This window comes from Kaistia defluvii, assembly GCF_026343955.1.
Taxonomy (GTDB): domain Bacteria; phylum Pseudomonadota; class Alphaproteobacteria; order Rhizobiales; family Kaistiaceae; genus Kaistia; species Kaistia defluvii.
Genome location: NZ_JAPKNI010000007.1, coordinates 54,611 through 74,815, shown reverse-complemented (window position 1 = coordinate 74,815; position 20,205 = coordinate 54,611). Strand labels below are relative to the sequence as shown.

The following is a 20,205-nucleotide window of genomic DNA, read 5'->3' as shown; positions in this document are numbered from 1 at the left end:
TAAAACCTTTGCTGAAACAATGGTCTGTCGGCAGAACCGCGCCCTCTTGACCGGCTTGGCATAATGCCATGTGATGCATGGGTCAATTCAAGTTCCGGCACGCGGGACGAGGATCAAATCATAAGAGGATTATGCCCGACTTAGATGGATCGGGAAGATTGCAGGATTCATCCATGTCGAATGGCTGGGTCGAAGATCTCGGTAACGAGACGATACTGCATCGGCCTGAAACGACGGGTATTCCAGGGGAACAGAAGGCTGCACGATGAACAGGAAAATTGCTTCTATTCTGATTGGCGCCACCATGGCGCTGACCGGCGCGACGGCTGCCGGCGCTGGCACGCTTGAAGACGTGAAGGCCAAGGGCTTTCTTCAATGCGGCGCCAATGGCGGCAATTTGATTGGCTTCGGCGCGACGGACGAAAAGGGCGAGTGGAGCGGAATCGACGTCGATTTCTGCCGCGCGATGGCATCCGCCATCTTCAACGACCCGACCAAGGTGAAGTTCACGCCGCTCAACGCCAAGGAGCGCTTCACCGCGCTGCAGTCCGGCGAAGTGGACGTGCTCTCCCGCAACACGACCTGGACCATGTCGCGCGACAGCTCGCTCGGCCTGCAGTTCGTCGGCGTCACCTATTATGACGGCCAGGGCTTCATGGTCCGCAAGGCGCTGGGCGTCTCGTCGGCGCTCGAGCTCTCCGGCGCCAAGGTCTGCACGCAGACCGGCACCACGACTGAACTCAACCTCGCCGACTATTTCCGCTCGCACAACATGCCCTACGAGGTCGTGGCGTTCGAGAAGAACGAGGAAGTGCTGCAGGCCTATGAGGCCGGCCGCTGCGACGCCTACACCACCGACGCCTCCGGCCTCTATGCCGAGCGCCTCAAGCTGACCAATCCCGACGAGCACATGATCCTGCCGGAGATCATCTCCAAGGAGCCGCTCGGACCGGCCGTCCGCCAGGGTGACGACAAGTGGTTCACGCTCGCAAAGTGGACGCTGTTCGCGCTGCTGAACGCGGAAGAGCTCGGCCTGACCAAGGCCAACATCGATGAGAAGAAGACCTCCGACAATCCGGAGATCAAGCGCTTCCTCGGCATCGAGGGCAATTTCGGCGAGCCGATCGGCCTTCCCGCGGACTGGGCCTACAACGTCATCAAGGGCGTCGGCAATTACGGCGAGATCTTCGACGCCAATATCGGCCCCTCCACGCCGCTCGGCATTGCGCGCGGCCTGAACAATCTCTGGTCGAAGGGCGGCATCCAGTACGCGCCCCCGATCCGCTGATTTGATCGAGTCGACCACGGGCGGCTTGCCGTCCGTGGTTCGCAGCGGTGACGGGCGCCAAGACCCGAGCCGTGCGCATGGACCGACAGAAACCGGTTCGTCCGGTCGATGAGGGGATACCATTTTGGCTGACAGAAGCGCGGCGTCCGCAGGGGGACGCATGGCAACCCTTCTGAACAATCCGACGTATCGCGGCTACGCATTCCAGATCGTCTTCGTGCTTGTCCTCGGCTGGCTCGTCTGGGACATCATCGACAACACGGCGCGCAACCTGCAAAAGGCCAACATCGCCGCCGGCTATGGCTTTCTCGACCGCACCGCCGGCTTCGGCATCGTTCAGAAACTTGTCGACTATGCCGAATCGTCGTCCTACGGGCGGGCGCTGCTGATCGGCCTTCTGAACACGCTCCTCGTCTCGGGCCTCGGCATCATCCTGGCGACGGTTCTTGGGTTCATCGTCGGCGTGGCGCGACTCTCGTCCAACTGGCTCGTGTCGCGCGTCGCGGCCGCCTATGTCGAGATCCTGCGCAATATCCCGCTGCTGCTGCAGCTTTTCTTCTGGTATTTCATGGTCTTGCGCGCCGTTCCTGGCATGCGCGAGAAGTGGACGCTGTTTGGTGTCTTTCACCTCAATATCGGCGGTCTGCATGTGCCCAAGCTCGTGCTGGGCGAAACCGCGTGGGTGATCGGCGCCGCGATTCTGATCGCGATCGCGATCATGATCTTCGTCGCCAAATGGGGCGCCGCCCGGCAGAGCGCCACGGGCTATCGTCCGCCGGTTGGATGGATCAACCTCGCCGTCCTGATCGGCCTTCCCGTGGCAGCCTTCTTCGTCGCCGGCCAGCCGCTGCACTTCGACGTGCCGGTATTCAACGAGACGGGGCCGTTGCTGATGCGGGGATTCCAGGCCGATTCCGGCATGACGGTCATTCCCGAGTTCGTCGGCCTGCTGCTTTCGCTGTCGCTCTACACGGCGGCCTATATCGCCGAGGTGGTCCGTTCAGGCATCCAGGCCGTCAGCCGCGGGCAGACCGAGGCCGCCGCTTCGCTGGGACTTCGCCCGCGCCAGACGCTGCGCCTGGTGGTGGTGCCGCAGGCGATGCGGGTGATCATACCGCCGCTCACCAACCAGTATCTCAATCTCACCAAGAATTCGTCGCTGGCCGTCGCCGTCGCCTATCCCGATCTCGTCGCTGTCGGCGGCACCGTGCTGAACCAGACGGGCCAGGCCGTCGAGGTCGTCAGCATATGGATGCTGTTCTATCTCGGCCTGAGCTTCCTGACTTCCGCGGTCATGGGCTACTTCAACAAGCGCGCCGCGCTGGTCGAACGGTAAGGGTCGCGCCATGAATGCTCCAAGCCAAACCTTCGTCAGCGACGTGATCATCCCGGCCCAGGCGCCCCCGCGCAACTCGGTCGGCATCAACGGCTGGATGCGGAAGAACCTGTTCTCGACGCCGCTGAACAGCATCATGACGGTCATTCTGGTGGTGTTCATCGTCTGGGCCGTGACGCCGTTCATCCGCTTCACGCTGATCGACGCGACCTGGTCGGGAGCGGATCGCCAGGTCTGCCTGCAGTCGAGCGGTGCCTGCTGGGCGTATGTGAAGGCTTATCTTCCGCAGTTCATCTACGGCCGCTATCCGATCGGCGAACGCTGGCGGGTCGACCTCGTCTTCTGGATTCTGGTTATCGGCATGGTCCCCATGTTGATCCCGCGTGCGCCCTTCAAGCGGCTGAACGCCATCTTCCTGCTCGGCATCTTCCCGGTCGCGGCCTTCATCCTCCTGACGGGTGGCCACTATCAGTTCGCCGGCCGGTTGATCCCGAATAGCATCATGCCGCCATCGCCGCTGCGGTTCGCCATCGAATTCGGCATCGTTTCGGCGGTGATCCTGTTCTTCGTCGGGCTGTTCGCCTGGCTGTCCGGCAGGCCGATCGCCGGTTCCGGCAATGTCGTGGGGACGATCCTCGCCGGCATCGCGGCCGTGCTGGCGCTTTGCAGCATCGATTTCGGGTTGGTACCGGTCGAAACCGCCAATTGGGGCGGCCTCCTCGTGACGCTCGTCGTCGCCATTACCGGCATGATCGCGTCCCTGCCGCTCGGCATATTGCTGGCGCTCGGAAGGCGCTCGGAAATGCCGGTGGTGCGGCTGGCATCAACGATCTTCATCGAGGTGTGGCGCGGCGTGCCGCTGATCACCGTGCTGTTCATGGCCTCGGTGATGTTGCCGCTGTTCCTTCCCGACGGCGTGACCTTCGACAAGCTCCTGCGCGCCCTGATCGGCGTGGCGCTGTTCAACGCCGCCTATATGGCCGAGACCATCCGCGGCGGATTGCAGGCGATTCCGCGTGGCCAGTATGAAGGCGCGAAGGCGCTTGGCCTCGGCTACTGGCAGATGATGCGGATGATCATCCTGCCGCAATCGCTCCGCATCGTCATTCCCGGCATCGTCGGTTCCTTCATATCCCTGTTCAAGGACACGACGCTCGTCATCATCATCGGGCTGTACGACTTCTTGGGCCAGATCCAGGCCTCGGCGAACGACGCCAAATGGGCCTCTCCGGTGACCGGACTGACGGGCTATATTTTCGCGGCCATGGTGTTTTGGGCATTCTGTTTCTCGATGTCGCGCTATGCTGCCTTTACAGAAAGACGGCTCGACAGGGGCCGCAGATGAATTGCAAGGGGAACTGAAGATGTCGGATCTTTCCGTCGCTACCGAGGAGCTTCCGCCGGTCGCGCCCGCCCTGAAGGTCTCCTCCACCGACGTCGCGGTCGAAATGGTCGACGTCAACAAATGGTATGGCGAGTTCCATGTTCTGCGCGACATCAACCTCAAGGTCATGCGCGGCGAACGGATCGTGATCTGCGGGCCCTCTGGCTCCGGCAAGTCCACGCTGATCCGCTGCATCAACCGGCTGGAGGAACACCAGAAGGGCAAGATCGTCGTCGACGGCAAGGAACTCACCAACGATCTCCGGAAGATCGACGAGGTGCGCCGCGAGGTCGGCATGGTGTTCCAGCACTTCAACCTGTTCCCGCATCTGACGATCCTCGAGAACTGCACGCTGGCGCCGATCAACGTCCGCAAGATGCCGAAGCGCGAGGCCGAGGACATCGCGATGCACTATCTGAACCGGGTCAAGATCCCGGAGCAGGCCAACAAATATCCTGGCCAGCTTTCCGGCGGCCAGCAGCAGCGCGTGGCGATCGCCCGCTCGCTCTGCATGAACCCGCGCGTGATGCTGTTCGACGAGCCCACCTCGGCGCTCGATCCGGAAATGATCAAGGAAGTGCTCGACGTGATGGTCGGGCTCGCGCTCGAAGGCATGACGATGATCTGCGTCACGCACGAGATGGGCTTTGCCCGCCAGGTGGCCAATCGCGTCATCTTCATGGATGGCGGCCAGATCATCGAGCAGAACGATCCGGTCAGCTTCTTCACCAATCCGCAGCACGAGCGGACCAAGCTGTTCCTCAGCCAGATCCTGCACTGACCGTCTGGCGTCCAGACACGAAAAAGCCCGGCAGCGAAACTGTCGGGCTTTTTGTTGTTAGGGGTGGCTACCGGCCCTGCAGCAGGGGCGTGATGTTGCGGATGGTCACGCGGCGGTTCTGACGCTCCGGTCCATCCGTCGGGATCTTCAGATAGCGCTCGCCATAGCCCTGACTGATCAACGCATCGCGAGGAATATCAAAGTAGTCCGACAGGATCCCCGCCACCGACGCCGCACGCCGATCCGAAAGTTCGAGATTGGCGAGGTCGGTGCCGACGGCGTCGGTATGCCCCTCGATCAGGAACACCGCATTCGGATTGCGGTCGACGACGCGGCCGATGGCGCGACCGATGGACCGGAGCTTGCGCACCTGATCATCGGGAACGCGGGCTGAACCGAACTCGAAGGTGATCGAGTCGAGATCCACACGCCGAACCATGTCGCGTACCCGGGGATCCCTACGGATCTCATTGACCGAATAGCCGCGATCAATGCGCTGCACCGGAGCTGCTCGGAACGTATCCTCGATCTGCCTCTCGGTGGCGCGACCGCCATCGATGAACCGGCCATTGGGACGGTACGGACGCGGATCATCGCGATAGGCGCCCGGAGGCGGGGGAACTTCCCGATCGCCAGGGCGGCGACCTTCGATGAAGATATCGCGCGGCGGCGGGCCGTTGCGGTAGTCGTCGCGATAGGGCCTCTCATCGCCCGGCCGCGGCGGACGCGCGTCCGGACGAGGGCGATCCTTGTCGGGGCGCGCCTGTTCGCCGCGCGGCGGCCGACCCGTCGCGTCATCGGGACGGCGGCCGGGGGCAGGACGGCCCGAATCCGGCTCGGATCTGTTCCTCGTTTCGCCGCTCGAAGCCGGGGGCGTCGGCCTGCGGTCCGGGGCCGGCCGGCTCTCGGGCGCGGGCTTGGCATCGGGCTTGGCCGTCGGTGCCGGCTTCGGCACGGGGGCATCCGGCTTCTTGGCACCGGCCGGCGGCGCCGGCGGCTGGTAGGGCTTGGGTTGTTCGCCCTTGTCGGCGGGCGGATTGGGCTGCGCCTGCCGGGGCGCGGGGCGGGAAGGCTCGCTCTCAGCAGGGGCACGGGAATCCGGCGCAGGCGCGCCGCCGCCCGCCGTCTCCGCCGAACGCAGGTCCTTCATGGCTTCCGAGACGCCTCGACGTGCCGCGCGGACGTCGCCGCCTGTCTCTTCGGCCTGCTTCAGCGAGTTCTGGGCCTGCTCGAGCAGTTCGCGGGCCCGGGAAACCCGGTCCTCCGCCTGAGCGACGACGATCGGAGCGTTGATGGCGCGAACCTGCTCGGCGAATGCCATCGATGGACCCGCCAGCAGAACCGAGATCGCTACCGATGAAAGCAGAAGAAAATGAGAGGGTTTCATGGGCTTCCTACAGCTAGGCCTCAGCCGGCCGATCACGCAACACGCGGAACGGAATTGCGTTCCAATCTCGCGCCTGCTTGCCGCGAAAATGCGGCGACCATGAGAGGGATAAAGCCGGAGGCCCCCTGAACGGCGGCTGAATGCGCCGTTCAGCGAAGGGGCAGGTACCTAGACGCGCACCAGCCGGACATGCGGCGGCGGCGGCAGTTCGATCTGGATCGGGTCGCCCGGGGCGATGGCGCCACCGGTAAGCACGATGCTCATGACGCCGGCCTTGCGCACCAGATTGCCCTCGCTGTCACGGTCAAGCGTGGCAGCCATGAGGCCCTTCTGGTAGCGATCGAGCTGAACGCAGGGATTGCGCAGGCCCGTGACTTCAACGACCACTTCGGGCCCGATCCGCAAGCGCGCGCCGGTCGGAAGGCCGAGCAGGTCGATTCCCCGGGTCGTGACGTTCTCGCCGATCGTACCGGGCGAGACGGCAAAACCTTGCGCCTGCAGGTCGTCGAGGAGTTCCTGATGGACGAGATGAACCTGGCGCAGATTGGGCTGCGTCGGATCCTGGGCCACGCGCGAGCGGTGCTTGACCGTCTCGCCCAGATGGGCGTCTCCCTCGACGCCGAGACCCGCGATGAGCCGGATGCTCGGCTGCGGCTCCTTGCTGAAGCCATGCACCGCATTTTTCGAAACGGCAACGACGCTGGCGTTCATGGAAGCCGCCCGATCTATGTCACGTCCGCCGGTCCAGTGACGACCGGGGTATCGGCGGCACCGCCCCATTCGGCCCAGGAACCATCATAGAGCGCGACGTCCTTGGCGCCGATCGTGCCGAGAGCGAGGGTCAGGATCGCGGCGGTGACGCCCGATCCGCAACTCGTGACGATCGGCTGCGAAACGTCGACGCCGGCCGCGGCAAACGCCGCCTCGATATCGGCTGTGCTCTTCAGCTTGCCGTCGGCAATGAGGGACCCGGCCGGAACATTGCGGCTGCCCGGCATGTGTCCGGAACGCAGGCCGGCGCGCGGCTCCGGCTGTTCGGCGCGAAAGCGCTCGCCCGGCCGGGCGTCGACGATCGTCGCGCTGCGGTCTGCCACCAGGCCCCGCATGTCGCCGATCGAGCGCACCTGCGCGGAGTCGAGTTCGGCATGGAAGGACCTGGCGGCCGGTGTGGCTTCGCCGGCCTCGACCGGTCGGCCTTCGGCCACCCATTTCGGCAAGCCGCCCTCGAGGATCCGTACGTCCCTGGCGCCCATGACGCGAAACGTCCACCAGACGCGCGGCGCCGAGAACAGGCCGGCGCCATCATAGACGACGATCGTCTGCGTATCGGAAATGCCCAATGGGCCGACCGTCGCCCCGAAGTGCTCGGCCGAGGGCAACATGTGCGGCAGGCCCGAGCTGGTGTCCGCGACCGCGTCGAGATCGAAATAGACCGCGCCCGGAATATGCGACGCCAAGAACTCGCCGGCCGCGTCCCGGTTGGCGTTCGGCAGGTACCAGGAGGCGTCGACGATGGCGATCGACGGGTCGTCGAGGCGGTCGGCAAGCCATTCGGTCGAAACGAAGGTAGTGGCGCGGTCGATCATTTCCGTCTCCCGAAAATCGAATGCATTGGCAGAGAATCAGGCGAAGCGGATGCGGACGCGCCGGTTCTGCTTGCCCTTGTTCTCGATCTTGGCGACGACGAGGGCGCCGATCTCGCTCGTCGTCTGCACATGCGTGCCGCCGCAGGGCTGCAGGTCGATATCGCCGATGCGCACGAGACGGACGCGGCCGCTGCCCATGGGTGGCATCACGCTCATCGTCTTGACCAGACCGGGATTGGCGAGGAGTTCCTCGTCGGTGATCCACTCGGTCGAGACGGCGTGGTCCGCGGCCATGAGGGCGTTGAGCTTTTCCTCGATCGATTCCTTGGCCAGCACCGCGCCGTCAATGTCGAAATCGAGATGCCCTTCCTCCGCGCCGATCCGGCCGCCCGAGACCGGGAAGGGCAGCGCGACCGTCAGGAGATGCAGGCCGGTGTGGATGCGCATGTGGCGATGGCGCGTCGCCCAGTCCAGATGCTGGACGACCGTTTCGCCGGGCGAGGGCAGGGTGGAGCCCTCCTCCGGCACGTGCACGATCTCGCTCTTGCTGTCGCCATACACCGTGGTTGCGATCTTGATCATCGATCCGTCGGCGCGTTCCAGCGTGCCCGTATCGCCCGGTTGGCCGCCGCCGGTGGCGTAGAAGATCGAGCGGTCCAGCAGGATGCCGCCCCGCTCGTTGATGCCGCCAACCCTGGCTTCGGCGGTCGAAAGATAGGCATCGTCGCGGAAGAGCAGGGTCGTTTCGGTCATTACAGCGCCTTTTCGTAGGGGACGGATATGTCCGTGTGCCGTTCCAGCCACGCGGGGACCGGCAGTCCTTTTTCGCGCAGGAACGCCGGATTGAACAGCTTCGATTGATAGCGGGTGCCATAGTCGCACAGGATCGTCACGATCGTGTGCCCGGGTCCGAGCGCCTTGGCGAGGCGGATCGCGCCGGCAATGTTGATGCCCGACGAACCGCCAAGCACCAGCCCCTCATGCTCGGCGAGGTCGAAGACGACTTCCAGCGCCTCCGCGTCGGTGATCTGGTACGCGGCGTCGACGGGGGCCCCTTCGAGATTGGCGGTGATGCGGCCCTGGCCAATGCCCTCGGTGATCGACGATCCCTCGGCCTTCAGAACGCCGGTGGTGTAGTAGCTGAACAGCGCCGCGCCAAGCGGATCGGCCAGGGCGATCTGGATGCTGGGGTTGCGTTCCTTCAGCGCGATGCCGATGCCGGCCAGCGTGCCGCCGGAGCCGACCGCCGCCACGAAGCCATCGACCTTGCCGTCCGTCTGCGCCCAGATTTCAGGGCCGGTCGTTTCGATATGCGCCTGCCGGTTGGCGACATTGTCGAACTGGTTGGCCCAGATCGCGCCATTCGGCTCCGTCTTCGCCAGTTGCTCGGCAAGGCGGCCGGAGAGCTTCACGTAGTTATTTAGGTTCTTGTAGGGGACAGCCGGCACCTCGATGAGTTCGGCGCCGGCGAGCCGGAGCGCGTCCTTCTTTTCCTGCGACTGGGTTTCGGGAATGACGATGACCGTCTTGAAGCCCAGCGCGCTAGCGACGAGCGTCAGGCCGATTCCAGTATTGCCGGCGGTACCCTCGACGATCGTGCCGCCCGGACGAAGCCGACCCTTGGCGATCGCATCCTGGATGATGAACAGGGCCGCGCGGTCCTTGACCGACTGGCCGGGATTCATGAATTCGGCCTTGCCCAGGATCTCGCAGCCCGTCTCCTCGGACGCCCGACGCAGGCGGATCAGGGGGGTGTTGCCGATGGCTTCGATGACGGAGGAAAGAACGGCCATGATCGCTTTCTTGAACTGGAGGCAGGGTGGCTAGCGGGCCCACAGACTGGCTTTAACTGGACCCGCCGGGCAAAGCACCATTCCCCGGCAGCTTCCGCGCGTGCGAAATATCATGCTTCATTCTTCGGCAATTCCGGAAGACGAATCCACATCATCCTCGCGCATTTGGGCAAAGGCGCGCAAAGCCCGCTCGCGTGTAGCACCGAGATCGACAATCGGCTCGGGGTATCCGGCAACGCCGCCCGACTTCCAGGGGGCATGAATCTGCTTGGCCGCGACATCCGCGAGTTCGGGGACATGGGCGCGTACATAGTCGCCTTTGGCGTCGAATTTCTCGCCCTGCAGGACGGGGTTGAAGACGCGGAAGTAAGGCGCGGCATCGGCGCCGGAACCAGCAACCCATTGCCAGCTCGCGGGATTATTGGCGGCGTCCGCATCGACCAGCGTATCCCAGAACCAGACCTCGCCGATGCGCCAGTCTACCATCAGGTTCTTGATCAGGAACGAGGCCGTGATCATGCGTACGCGATTGTGCATGAAGCCGGTCTGCCACAGCTCGCGCATGCCCGCGTCCACGATCGGAATGCCGGTCCGGCCCTGCTGCCAGGCGACCAGAGCTGTCTCGTTGACGGCGGGCCACGGAAAGGCGTCGAACCGCGGCTGGAAGTTGCGCGTGGCGAGATCGGGCTGGTGGAACAGCAGGTGCCAGGAGAATTCGCGCCAGCCGATCTCGGCCAGGAACTTGTCGATATTGGCCTGGCCGACCTTTGCTGCATCGCCGAGCGCCTCGGGCGAAACGCCATGCCAAAGCTGGAACGGGCTGATCTCGCCGAAGCGCAGATGCGGCGACAGGCGCGAGGACGCGTCGGCGGCCGGCTCGTCGCGATGGGCCGCATAGCTCTTCAGCCGTTCCGCGCGAAAGGCCTGAAACCGGGATTGCGCTCCGGCTTCGCCCGGCGTCCAGCTGGCCCGCAAGCCGCCCGCCCAATCCGGCCGGGTCGGCAGAAGCTTCCAGCTTTCGAGGTCGTCAGATCGGGGATTCGCGATCGGCGCGGGCAGGGTCTTCGGGGCCGGAAGCGGCGCGCGCGGCGTTTGCCCCCGGCAGGCATTCCAGAACGGCGTGAAGACGCGAAACGGCTGGTCGGCCTTGGTGCGCACGGTCCAGGGTTCGAAAAGCAGATTGGCCCGGAAGCTCTCGACTTTGGCGCCCTTTTCCTTCAACGCCGCCTTGATGGCGGCATCGACGGCCCGCTCGCCGCCGCCATAGCGGCGGTTCCAGAAAACATGACCCGCGTCGATCTCGGCCGCCAGTTCCAGCAGGACTTCCTGCGCCGGGCCATGCCGCAGCACGAGCGTCTGCCCCTGTTCCGCCAAAGCCTTGCCGAGCGCGTCCAGCGAGCCGTGCAGCCACCATTTGGACGCGCCGCCGAGTGGGCGGATGCCCTCGCTCATTTCGTCGAGAATGTAGACCACGACGAGCGGGGCCTCGAGTCTTGCCCCTGCTGTCAGGGCGGGGTTGTCGGCAAGGCGCAGATCATCGCGCAGCCAGACCAGCGTGGGCTTTGTGCTATCGGCCATGTCACTCCGCCGGTGCGAATTCTTGGGCCTTCACCCGATCGATGCGCGCCCAGCCGGGCCTTTCAAACAGGAAACGCAGCCGCGTGCCGCGCACAGCCCAATAGAGCAGCAGCGGCGCGATCACGCCGACCGCCGTGACGATCAGCGATACGGTGCCGAGATCGGGAATGACGCCAGTGCGCAGCAGAAGCACGCGGGTCGCCGCCATCGGCAGGAAGAAAGCGAGATAGATGACGATCGAATGCTCGCCGCAATAGCGCAGCGGCGCCATGAGATCGGCCTTGGAAAGCAGCGCCGAGAAGGCGACGACGGCACAGGCGCCAAGGATGCCAAGTCCCAGCCCGATAAAGGGCATTTCGGAGACGCCGCCAAACACCGCGAGGCCGTTGATGAGGCCCCAGGCGACCAGCCCGAGCACCGCCAGGGCCGGTTGGGCGATGACCGTCGCGGCAAGACGGAATACCTGCGGCGCGAACAGGTATCCGGCATAGAAATAGACGAATCGGGAGGCGAACTCGTCGGGAATCGTCCAGCCCGTATGGATCGGTGCGATTTCCAGAACGGCAGCGGCGAGCAGCACGATCCAGGACGGAACGCCGCGCAGCAGCTTGGTCACGGCGAAGAAGATCGGCAGCAGATAGATGAACCAGAGCGTGCCGAAAGGCTCGATGAAGGCGAGCAGGAACTGCCCGAGCGCCCCCGCGACGCCATCTTCAGCCGCCATGCCTGGCGCCTTGAAGGCGAACTGGATGACCAGCCACAGAACGTAGAAATAGGCGAAGTGTACGATCTTGCGGTCGGCATAGGTGCGCCAGTCGCGATCGATAACCCTGGCCAGGAACAATCCCGAGATCAGGAAGAAATCCGGCATCCGGAAGGGGCGGGCGAAGGCGACGACATGGCCGAGCCAGCTCTCCGCGCCAGCGGCCTTTTCGACGCCGAGCGTCGAATGCATCATCACCACCATGATGATGCAGAAGCCCTTGGCGTAATCGACCCAGTCGATCCGGGCGCGTCCCGACATTGATGCCAACCCCGTTTGGACTGCGAGCAAGACGAAGAGCGGGAAGCGTCGATCCCGGGAAGGGACAGGGCGGCGGGGGAGCCCGCCGCCTCGTGGAGTCAGGATAGTCGCGTGCGCTTACTGGATACCGCGCTGGGCAGCGCAGTTCTTGGCGACGGCAACTTCGATCAGGGCAATGCGCTCGCCGCGCGCATGCGCCATGAACTCTTCATAGGTCGGGTTCGGCGTCCGGATGCCAAGCAGGATGAACTGCAGCGTCGGGTTGCGGCGAAGCTCGTCCCAGCTGTTGTTGTTGCTGGAGATCGGCACATTCAGCGCCTGGATCCGGCTGGCGATCTCGTCGCAGGAGAGATTGCGGAACTGGCTCGAATCGACCGGCTGGATGGCCTCGGTCTGCGCGCTGGCGGCGGTCGCGCCGGCAAAAAATCCCAACGCTGCCAGTGCGATCAACGAAAAGCGTCTCATCATGGTCTCCTGTCGCCGAAGCCGAAAAATGGGTTCGGAGCAATATAGAACGCCCGACGCCGCTTTGCATCGCGCTTTGCTGGCATGGCTAACGCCGCCTGCACGGAACGCGCGAAACTCAATCCTTTTGTAGAAGCGCGGCATCTTCCTCGGAGAGACTGGCGGGGCGGACCGGACTTTCGGGCAGGGTGACGACCGATCCCGAGGCGCCGGCATGGAGAATGCCTTCCAGGATCTCCAGAACATGCAGGGCCAACTCGCCGGACGCACGCGGCGGCGTCCCATCGCGCAGGGACCGCGCGAGATCGGCGACGCCGAGCATGCGGTAGTTGGCGCGATCGGGCGCGTCATAGGGCCAGTTGATGCGGCCGTGCAGCGTGTCCGCGGTGGAGAGTTCCTGCCATGGCTCGCCACGGGTACTGAGACCGACCGTACCGCCAAACGTATCGGGATCCGGCAGGCGCAGCGATCCCTCGGTGCCATGCAGTTCGATCGGATGATTGCCGTGCCGGAAGACGTCCCAGCTCATGCCGAGCGTGACGCTGGCGCCGGAGACGAACTCGATCAGCGCCATGATGGTCGTCGGCGTCCCGACCGGAAAGGTGGTGCCGTGGTTCGGCCCAGGCGCCGTGATCCTGCGCTCCATCGCACCGATCGTGCTTAGCGCCATGACGCGCTTCGCCGGTCCCAGCAGATTGACCAGCATGGTGACGTAGTAGGGGCCCATGTCGAGGACCGGGCCGCCGCCGGGTTGGTAATAGAATTGCGGTGCCGGATGCCAGTGCTCCATGCCGCGCCCCATCATGAAGGCCGTTCCGGCAACGACCCTGCCGATGGCGCCCTCATCCATCAACCGCCGCGCCAGCCGGCCAGCCGCGCCCAGGAACGTGTCGGGCGCCGAACCGATGGCGAGGTTCCGCCGCTTGGCCTCCGCAACCAGGGTGCGGCCTTCGGCGGCCGTGGCGGCGAGAGGCTTTTCCGTGAAGACATGCTTGCCGGCAGAAAGCGCTGCCATCGAGATTTCGAAATGCGCGTTCGGGACCGTCAGGTTCAGGACGAGATCGACATCCTCCGCCGCCAGCAGCGCGTCCACGGTGAGCGCGCGCAGGCCGTATTCGCCGGCTCGCTTTTGCGCCGCCTCCGGCTGCATGTCGGCGCAGGCGCGCAATTCCACACCCGGAAACAGGGCGGCGTTGCGCAGATAGGTGCTGGCGATGTTGCCGCAGCCGATCACGCCAATTCCCAACCGCTTCATCTTGGTCTCCCCCAACCTATGCCGCCGTGCGAGCCCTCGCACTGCCGTGGCGCCTGCACCTCGATGCGCATTCATGCATCATCATGCTTGACCGGCGCGCACAAAACAGCAAGCATGATTTCAGCGAACAATCATCGACGCGAGCCGGGCACGGCGTGCGTAACCTGGAATCCGCGCATCATGCTGCAGATCGGTTGCCAGACCTATACCTGGGAAATGCTCGGCGACCGCTGGAGCGGCGGGCCGGACGACCTGCTCGATGCGATCGCCAGCGCGGGCTATTCCGGCATCGAGATCACAGACACGATGATCGGCTCCTATGCCAGCCAGCCGGCAGACTTTGGCCGCGCGCTCTCGGCGCGGGGGCTGGAGCTGGCCGCCTTCGCCTGCGCGAGCGACAGCGGCTACACCGAGCCCGAACGGCTCGCGAGTGATCTTGCCATGATCGATCGCACGCTCGATTTCGTGGCGGCGTTTCCGGGCGCGGTGCTGTCTCTGGGGAGCGCCACCGTGATGTCGTCGGGCGATCGCGAGGGAAAATTCGCGGCGGCGGCGGATCTCTACAACGCCGCGGCCGAGCTGGGCGAGAAGGCGGGTGTCGCGGTCGCGGTGCATCCGAGCTCGCACCACAACACGCTGCTGTTCAACCGGGCCGATTATGACCGGCTCTTTGCCCTGACCGACCCGGCTCGGCTCGGCTGGGTGCCGGATACCGGCCACATCCTGCGCGGCGGCATGGATATTCTCGACACGTTGAGAACGTATCGCGACCGGATCCGCTACCTGCATCTGAAAGATGTCGACGCGGCCGGGGACTGGCGGATGCTGGGTTCCGGCGTCTGCGACACGCGGGCGGTGGTCGAGATCGTTGCCGCGAGCCCAGGCTTTAATGGCTGGCTCGTGCTGGAAGAAGAGTCGGACGTCGCCGCCGCGGACCCGGCCAAGGCCGTCCTGACCAATCGCGAGACGATGCGGGCGCTGCTCGCCTGAACGCCAAGAAGGATATTCCATGCTCACGAAGGACGCGCGCAAGCTGCGGGTTGGCGTGCTCGGCTGTGGCCCGATTGCCCAATTCGCCCATCTCGAATCCTCGGTGAAGGCGCGCAACGCCGATCTGTACGCGATCTGCGACGCGGCCCCCGATCTGTTGGCGCGGATGGCGGCGACCTATGAGCCGATCAAGGCCTATGCCGACTATGACGCCATGCTGGCCGATCCCGAGGTCGAGGCTGTGGTCGTTGCGATCTCCGACAGCTTTCACGTGCCGATGGCGATCCGGGCGCTCGAAGCCGGCAAACACGTGCTCTGTGAAAAGCCGCTCGGCGTCAATGTCGAGGAGGTCGAGGCGCTGAAGCAGGTCGTCGAGCGGACCGGCCTGACCCTGCAGGTCGGCCACATGAAGCGCTTCGATCCCGGACTGGAGGCGGCGGAAAAGTTCATCCGAACCGAGATGGGCCAGTTGCTGTCGCTCAAGGCCTGGTATTGCGACAGTACCCACCGCTACACGATGACCGATGCGGTCCAGCCACTGCCGATCACCAGCAAGCTGGCCAGGAAGCCGAGCGAGAACCCCAAGGCGGACCTCAAGCGCTATTTCATGCTCGCCCATGGCAGCCATCTTGTTGATACGGCTCGCTTTCTCTGCGGCGAGATCACCGAGGTCCGGGCGCGCCTGCTGGAGCGGTTCGGTGCCTATAGCTGGTTTGTGGAGACGAGCTTCGCCAATGGCGTGCTCGGGCATCTCGACCTGACGGTCGCCGTCCGCATGGACTGGTTCGAAGGCTTCCAGCTCTATGGCGAGAACGGCAGCATCATCGCGAAAACCTACAATCCCTGGTATTTCAAATCGAGCGATGTCGAGATCTTCTCTGAGAAGGACGCGACCTATCACCGTCCGCTCGGCGCCGATGGCCACTTCTTCCGCCGCCAGCTCGAAGGCTTTGCCGACACTATCCTGAACGGTGTGCCGCAGCGCGGCGCCAACATCGATGACGGGCTCGCCTCCGTCCGCGCCATGGCGGCGATCGCCGAGTCGGCGCGCAGCGGCCGGGCGGTCCGCGTCGCGGACATGCAAGGGGCGGTCTGATGCGCCTCGGGATCTTCGCGAAGACGTTTTCTGGTAGCAGTCCGTTAACCGTGCTGGCTGCCGTCAAGGCGGCCGGCTACGAGACCGCGCAGTTCAACATGGCCTGCGCCGGATTGCCGGCCATGCCGGACGAAATCCCCGCGGAGACGATCTCCGCGATCCGGCAGGCGGTCGCCGAGACCGGCGTCGAGCTGGTGGCTCTTTCCGGCACCTACAATATGATCCACCCCGACGTCACGGTGCGCGAAGATGGGCTGCGACGGCTCGGCTTGCTGCTCGACGCCGCGCGAGAACTCGGCGTTCCGCTGGTGACGCTCTGCACCGGCACGCGCGATCGCTTGGACCAGTGGGCGCACCATCCCGACAATGCGACCCCCGAGGCCTGGGCCGACCTCCTGGCCGAGATGGCCAAGGCGGTCTCGCTGGCCGAGGCGGCGGGTGTCGATCTCGGCATCGAGCCGGAGCAGGCGAATGTCGTGACCTCGGCCGAGGACGGCAGGCGGCTGGTCAAGGCGATCGGCTCGGAGCGGATTCGCTTCGTGCTCGATCCGGCCAATCTGTTCGAGGTCGCGGATAGAGATACCGCGCGAGGCATCGTCGCCGACGCGGTCGAGCAATTGGCGGGCCGGATTGCCATGGCGCATGCCAAGGACCGCAATCCCGATGGCAGCTTCGCCACGGCTGGAACCGGCGTCGTCGACTTTCCGGACTTTTTCGCGCGGCTTGAGGCGGTCGGCTTCGACGGTCCCGTCGTGACCCATGGCCTTTCGGCCGAGGAGGCGCCCGGCGTCGCCCGCTATCTCTCCGGCCTGCTGCGGCCATGACCCATTCGACCTTCCTCCGCGACGATGCAAAACTCAGCGTCTTCGACAGCGGCATCGGCCTGCCGGTCGTGTTCCAGCACGGGCTTGGCGGAGACAACGGCCAGGTCGCGGAGAATTTTCCCGACGGTCCCGCCTATCGCCGGCTGACCGTCGAATGCCGGGCGCAAGGGCAATCCAGAGCCGGAACCATGCGGCCGTTCTCGATCGCCATGTTCGCTGCCGACATTCTCGCCATCTGCGATGCGCACGGCATCGATCGCTTCGTCATGGGCGGCATCTCGATGGGGGCGGCGATCGCGCTGCACATTGCCCATCATCATCGTGGCCGCGTCGCCGGGCTGGTGCTGGCGCGTCCGGCATGGCTGTTCGACGCGGCGCCCGACAACATGCGACCCTATGCGCTAGTCGCGGAGCACCTGCGACGTCAGCCGCCGGAAGAAGCCAAGGCAGCATTCGCGGCCTCGCCGCCGGCAATGGATCTCGCCATCCGGGCGCCCGATAATCTGGCCTCGCTGCTGAAGTTCTTCGATCGTCAGGAGCCTGCCGTCACCGCCGATCTGCTGGACGGGATCGCGCTGGACGGGCCCGGCGTCACCGAGGCGGAGGCGCGGGCGCTCGACGTGCCGACGCTGGTGATCGGGCACGGCGTCGATTCCGTCCATCCGCTCGCTTATGCGCAACGTCTGGCCGAGACGATTCCCGGCGCCCGCCTCACGGAGATCGCGCCCAAGGCGATCGACAAGCCTCGTCATATCCAAGAATTCCGCAGCGAACTGGACAGCTTCCTGCGCACCCTCGATCCGTCCCGGGAGACGAACCCATGAACGCTACCAACAAGCCCGCCGCCGGCTGGCTCCAGGCCCTGCCGCGCGACCGAATGCTCGGCGAATTCTCGCTGTGGTCGGCCGATCTGTGCAACATGGAGCGCGATATCGCCCGGATCGAACCGCATGTCGACATCTGCCATATCGACGTCGCCGACGGACATTTCGCGCCGGCTCTGCTGTTCTTCCCGGACCTTGTCGCCCGCATCCGCGGCCTGACGCGCAAGCCGCTGCATGTGCATCTGATGGTCCAGGACAGCATCCTGCTGTCGCAGATCCAGCAATTCGCGGAAGCCGGCGCCGACCTGATCTCCATCCACGTCGAAAACGCCGCCGTGGCCGAGGAAGCGCTGGCGCTGATCGCAGAACTCGGCGTCGAAGCCGGCATGGTGGTGCGGCTGGAAACCCCGCTCGAGACCGTGAAGCCGTGGCTTTCAAAACTCGCCTTCGTCACCCTGCTCGGCACGGCGATCGGCGTGAAGGGCGTAGGGCTCGCGGAGGAAGCCTGCCCGCGCCTTCAGGCCGTCCGCGCCATGCTGAAGGAAGCGGGCCTGGAAGGCTCCGTCCGCCTCGCTTCCGATGGCGGAAACCGGCACGACACCGTGCCGCGCCTGCGCGCCGCCGGCGCCGAGACGGTCGTGCTGGGTTCGCTCGCCTTCGGCGATCCCGATCTCGCCGCCCGCATGGCGTGGCTGCACACGCTCCCCGGCCCGGGCGAGGCGGCATGACGCGCGCGGCGCTTGCCGTCGATCTCGGTGGCACGGATCTGCGCGCCGCTGTCGTCGAGGCGACCGGCCGCGTCGCCGCCTTCGCCTCGACGCCGACCGACGCAAAGGGCGGCCCCGAGGCCGTCATCGCGCAGATGGTGGCGCTGCTCGAGCGGGTCCGGGCCGAGACGCCGGATGCGGACATCATCGGCCTCGGCGTCGGCGCGCCCGGTCCGCTCGATCCCGAGGCGGGCATCGTCGTCGATGCGCCGACACTCGTCGGCTGGCGCAACGTGCCGCTCGCCGCCATCCTGTCCAAGCGCCTCGGCTGCGCCGTACGGCTGGAAAACGACGCCAACGCGGCCGCGCTCGGCGAATGGCGGTTTGGTGCGGGGCAGGGCACGCAGTCCATGGTCTTCGTGACCGTCTCGACCGGCATCGGCGGCGGGGTGATCGTCGACGGGCATCTGCTGCATGGACGGCGCGGCCTTGCCGGCGAGATCGGCCACATGACGATTTCCGAGCGGCCGGTACGCTGCGCCTGTGGCGGCGTCGGCTGCTGGGAGGCCTTTGCCTCGGGCACGGCCCTGGCGCGCGAGGCGAGCCAGCTGGCGGCGTCAGGCGGCGCCTCCGAGATCGGACGGCTGGCGGGACCCGATCCGATCACCGGCAGGCATGTCGCCGAAGCCGCCCGGCAGGGCGACGGCCCGGCGCTGAATCTGCTGGACGAGGAAGCCCGCTGGCTCGGCATCGGCCTTGCCAATCTGCTGCATCTCTATTCGCCGGAACGGGTGATCCTGGGCGGCGGGGTCGGCAGCCTGCTGCCGATGATGCAGGAACGCATCCGGCACACCATCGGCGAACGGGCGATGGCGGCGTTTCGGGACGTGCCGGTGGTCCAGGCCGCGCTTGGTCGTAATGCCGGACTTGTCGGTGCGGCCAGCCTTATGCTTCCGGAGGCATCATGAGCGAGGACGAGAGGCACACCACCGTTCCGCCCGAACCGGAGGTCGCGGGCGGCGCGTTGCCGGCCCTGCGCCATAGCCGGCTGCTCCAGTATCTGCAGGAACGCGGGCAGGCCACCGTCGCCGAACTCGTCACGCTGCTGGAGGTTTCCCGCGATACCGTCCGCCGCGACCTCGATCTTCTGGAACGACGCGCCCTGCTGGTTCGCACCCATGGCGGCGCGGTGACTAGGGATCGCCTCGTCCGGGTCGACACGACCATGGGTCTGCGCATGGACGAGCATGTCGAGGCAAAACGGCGGATCGGGCTGGCGGCCTCCGAACTTATCCGCGACGACGAAACGCTGATCCTGAATGGCGGATCGACGATCTGCTTCTTCGCGACGGCGCTGGGCGGGCGGCGCAGCCTCACCATCGTCACCAACAATCTGCGCCTGCCGGCCGTGGTGCCGGAAGGCAGCATCCAGTCGATCCACATCCTCGGCGGATCATACTGGCCCAACTACCAGGTGACGATCGGCGCGATCGGCTTCGCGGCGGTCGCCGGCATTCACGCCGATACGGCGGTGATCGGCTGTTCCGGCGTCTCCGCGTCCGGCATCTCGATGACCAAGCTGGACGAGGCGGCGCATACCGCCGGCATGATCGGCGTCGCGTCCCGGACCATCGTGGTGGCCGATCAGAGCAAGTTCGGAATCACGGCCTTCGCCAACATCGCGCCACTCGACGACATCCAGTGCCTCGTCACGGATGCCCAGCCGCCTCCGGAACTGGCCGCCGCGCTGGAGCGGGCAGGGGTGCAGGTGATCGTCTGCGGGGAGTAGCGCGAGGGCTCGTCGCCCCGGCTGTGCAGCTTGTGGTCAGGGGCGGGTGTCTGTGGATCCCGGCCGGGAGGACCATGCGCGCGGGCGGACTCCCTTCA

At 65.5% G+C, this 20,205-nt stretch carries 20 protein-coding genes; 11 read left to right on the top strand and 9 right to left on the bottom strand.

The features are described from left to right. The first annotated feature begins 265 nt into the window (after positions 1-265). The 4 genes from OSH10_RS17505 (at position 266) to OSH10_RS17490 (ending at position 4,789) form a co-directional block, all read left to right on the top strand. Positions 266-1,288, top strand: coding sequence for an amino acid ABC transporter substrate-binding protein (locus OSH10_RS17505; protein ID WP_266333229.1), 1,023 nt, complete (start codon positions 266-268; stop codon positions 1,286-1,288). A 160-nt stretch (positions 1,289-1,448) separates the two neighbouring features. Then, positions 1,449-2,624, top strand: coding sequence for an amino acid ABC transporter permease (locus OSH10_RS17500; protein WP_266333228.1), 1,176 nt, complete (start codon positions 1,449-1,451; stop codon positions 2,622-2,624). Between the two features lie 10 nt (positions 2,625-2,634). Next, positions 2,635-3,969, top strand: a complete 1,335-nt coding sequence (locus OSH10_RS17495; protein ID WP_266333227.1) for an amino acid ABC transporter permease — start codon at positions 2,635-2,637, stop codon at positions 3,967-3,969. A gap of 19 nt (positions 3,970-3,988) precedes the next feature. Continuing rightward, positions 3,989-4,789: an amino acid ABC transporter ATP-binding protein gene (locus tag OSH10_RS17490; protein ID WP_323181628.1), complete on the top strand. Its 801-nt coding sequence runs from the start codon at positions 3,989-3,991 to the stop codon at positions 4,787-4,789. A 67-nt stretch (positions 4,790-4,856) separates the two neighbouring features. On the opposite strand, the gene OSH10_RS17485 is transcribed toward OSH10_RS17490, so the two are convergent. The 9 genes from OSH10_RS17485 to OSH10_RS17445 all read right to left on the bottom strand — a co-directional run bounded on the left by OSH10_RS17485 (position 4,857) and on the right by OSH10_RS17445 (position 13,877). Beyond that, entirely contained in the window at positions 4,857-6,110 is a 1,254-nt protein-coding gene (locus OSH10_RS17485) for an OmpA family protein (protein WP_266333226.1), read from the bottom strand. A gap of 234 nt (positions 6,111-6,344) precedes the next feature. After that, positions 6,345-6,887, bottom strand: a complete 543-nt coding sequence (locus OSH10_RS17480) for an MOSC domain-containing protein (RefSeq protein ID WP_266333225.1) — start codon at positions 6,885-6,887, stop codon at positions 6,345-6,347. 14 nt (positions 6,888-6,901) lie between these two features. Continuing rightward, positions 6,902-7,762: a 3-mercaptopyruvate sulfurtransferase gene (sseA, locus tag OSH10_RS17475; protein ID WP_266333224.1), complete on the bottom strand. Its 861-nt coding sequence runs from the start codon at positions 7,760-7,762 to the stop codon at positions 6,902-6,904. 36 nt (positions 7,763-7,798) lie between these two features. Continuing rightward, positions 7,799-8,515, bottom strand: a complete 717-nt coding sequence (locus tag OSH10_RS17470) for an alanyl-tRNA editing protein (RefSeq protein ID WP_266333223.1) — start codon at positions 8,513-8,515, stop codon at positions 7,799-7,801. Further along, entirely contained in the window at positions 8,515-9,555 is a 1,041-nt protein-coding gene (locus OSH10_RS17465; RefSeq protein ID WP_266333222.1) for a cysteine synthase A, read from the bottom strand. Before OSH10_RS17465 ends, OSH10_RS17470 begins: the two co-directional genes overlap by 1 nt. Before the next feature lie 117 nt (positions 9,556-9,672). Beyond that, complete coding sequence (locus OSH10_RS17460) at positions 9,673-11,133, bottom strand: cryptochrome/photolyase family protein (RefSeq protein ID WP_266333221.1); 1,461 nt, start codon at positions 11,131-11,133, stop codon at positions 9,673-9,675. A 1-nt stretch (position 11,134) separates the two neighbouring features. After that, positions 11,135-12,157, bottom strand: a complete 1,023-nt coding sequence (locus OSH10_RS17455) for an acyltransferase family protein (RefSeq protein WP_266333220.1) — start codon at positions 12,155-12,157, stop codon at positions 11,135-11,137. A gap of 117 nt (positions 12,158-12,274) precedes the next feature. After that, positions 12,275-12,622, bottom strand: a complete 348-nt coding sequence (locus tag OSH10_RS17450; RefSeq protein WP_266333219.1) for a hypothetical protein — start codon at positions 12,620-12,622, stop codon at positions 12,275-12,277. A gap of 118 nt (positions 12,623-12,740) precedes the next feature. Continuing rightward, the gene (locus OSH10_RS17445; protein WP_266333218.1) at positions 12,741-13,877 is read right to left on the bottom strand and encodes a Gfo/Idh/MocA family protein; all 1,137 of its coding nucleotides are present in this window, start codon (positions 13,875-13,877) and stop codon (positions 12,741-12,743) included. A gap of 180 nt (positions 13,878-14,057) precedes the next feature. Between OSH10_RS17445 and OSH10_RS17440 the strand changes: the two genes are divergently transcribed. From OSH10_RS17440 to OSH10_RS17410, 7 genes are read left to right on the top strand one after another with little or no spacing between them, the layout of a single operon-like run. Next, positions 14,058-14,867 (top strand): sugar phosphate isomerase/epimerase family protein, encoded by an 810-nt coding sequence (locus tag OSH10_RS17440; protein WP_266333216.1) that lies wholly within the window; start codon positions 14,058-14,060, stop codon positions 14,865-14,867. A gap of 19 nt (positions 14,868-14,886) precedes the next feature. Beyond that, positions 14,887-15,963, top strand: a complete 1,077-nt coding sequence (locus OSH10_RS17435) for a Gfo/Idh/MocA family protein (protein WP_266333215.1) — start codon at positions 14,887-14,889, stop codon at positions 15,961-15,963. After that, a complete protein-coding gene (locus tag OSH10_RS17430; protein WP_266333214.1) occupies positions 15,963-16,787 on the top strand; it encodes a sugar phosphate isomerase/epimerase family protein in 825 nt (274 codons plus the stop codon). Before OSH10_RS17435 ends, OSH10_RS17430 begins: the two co-directional genes overlap by 1 nt. Next, positions 16,784-17,611 (top strand): alpha/beta fold hydrolase, encoded by an 828-nt coding sequence (locus OSH10_RS17425; RefSeq protein ID WP_266333213.1) that lies wholly within the window; start codon positions 16,784-16,786, stop codon positions 17,609-17,611. The genes OSH10_RS17430 and OSH10_RS17425 overlap by 4 nt, the downstream gene beginning before the upstream one ends. Continuing rightward, on the top strand, positions 17,608-18,339 hold the full coding sequence (locus OSH10_RS17420) for a ribulose-phosphate 3-epimerase (RefSeq protein ID WP_266333211.1): 732 nt from the start codon (positions 17,608-17,610) through the stop codon (positions 18,337-18,339). Before OSH10_RS17425 ends, OSH10_RS17420 begins: the two co-directional genes overlap by 4 nt. Then, entirely contained in the window at positions 18,336-19,286 is a 951-nt protein-coding gene (locus OSH10_RS17415) for an ROK family protein (protein WP_266333210.1), read from the top strand. Before OSH10_RS17420 ends, OSH10_RS17415 begins: the two co-directional genes overlap by 4 nt. Next, positions 19,283-20,107, top strand: a complete 825-nt coding sequence (locus OSH10_RS17410) for a DeoR/GlpR family DNA-binding transcription regulator (protein WP_266333209.1) — start codon at positions 19,283-19,285, stop codon at positions 20,105-20,107. Before OSH10_RS17415 ends, OSH10_RS17410 begins: the two co-directional genes overlap by 4 nt. The last annotated feature ends 98 nt before the right edge of the window (positions 20,108-20,205 follow it).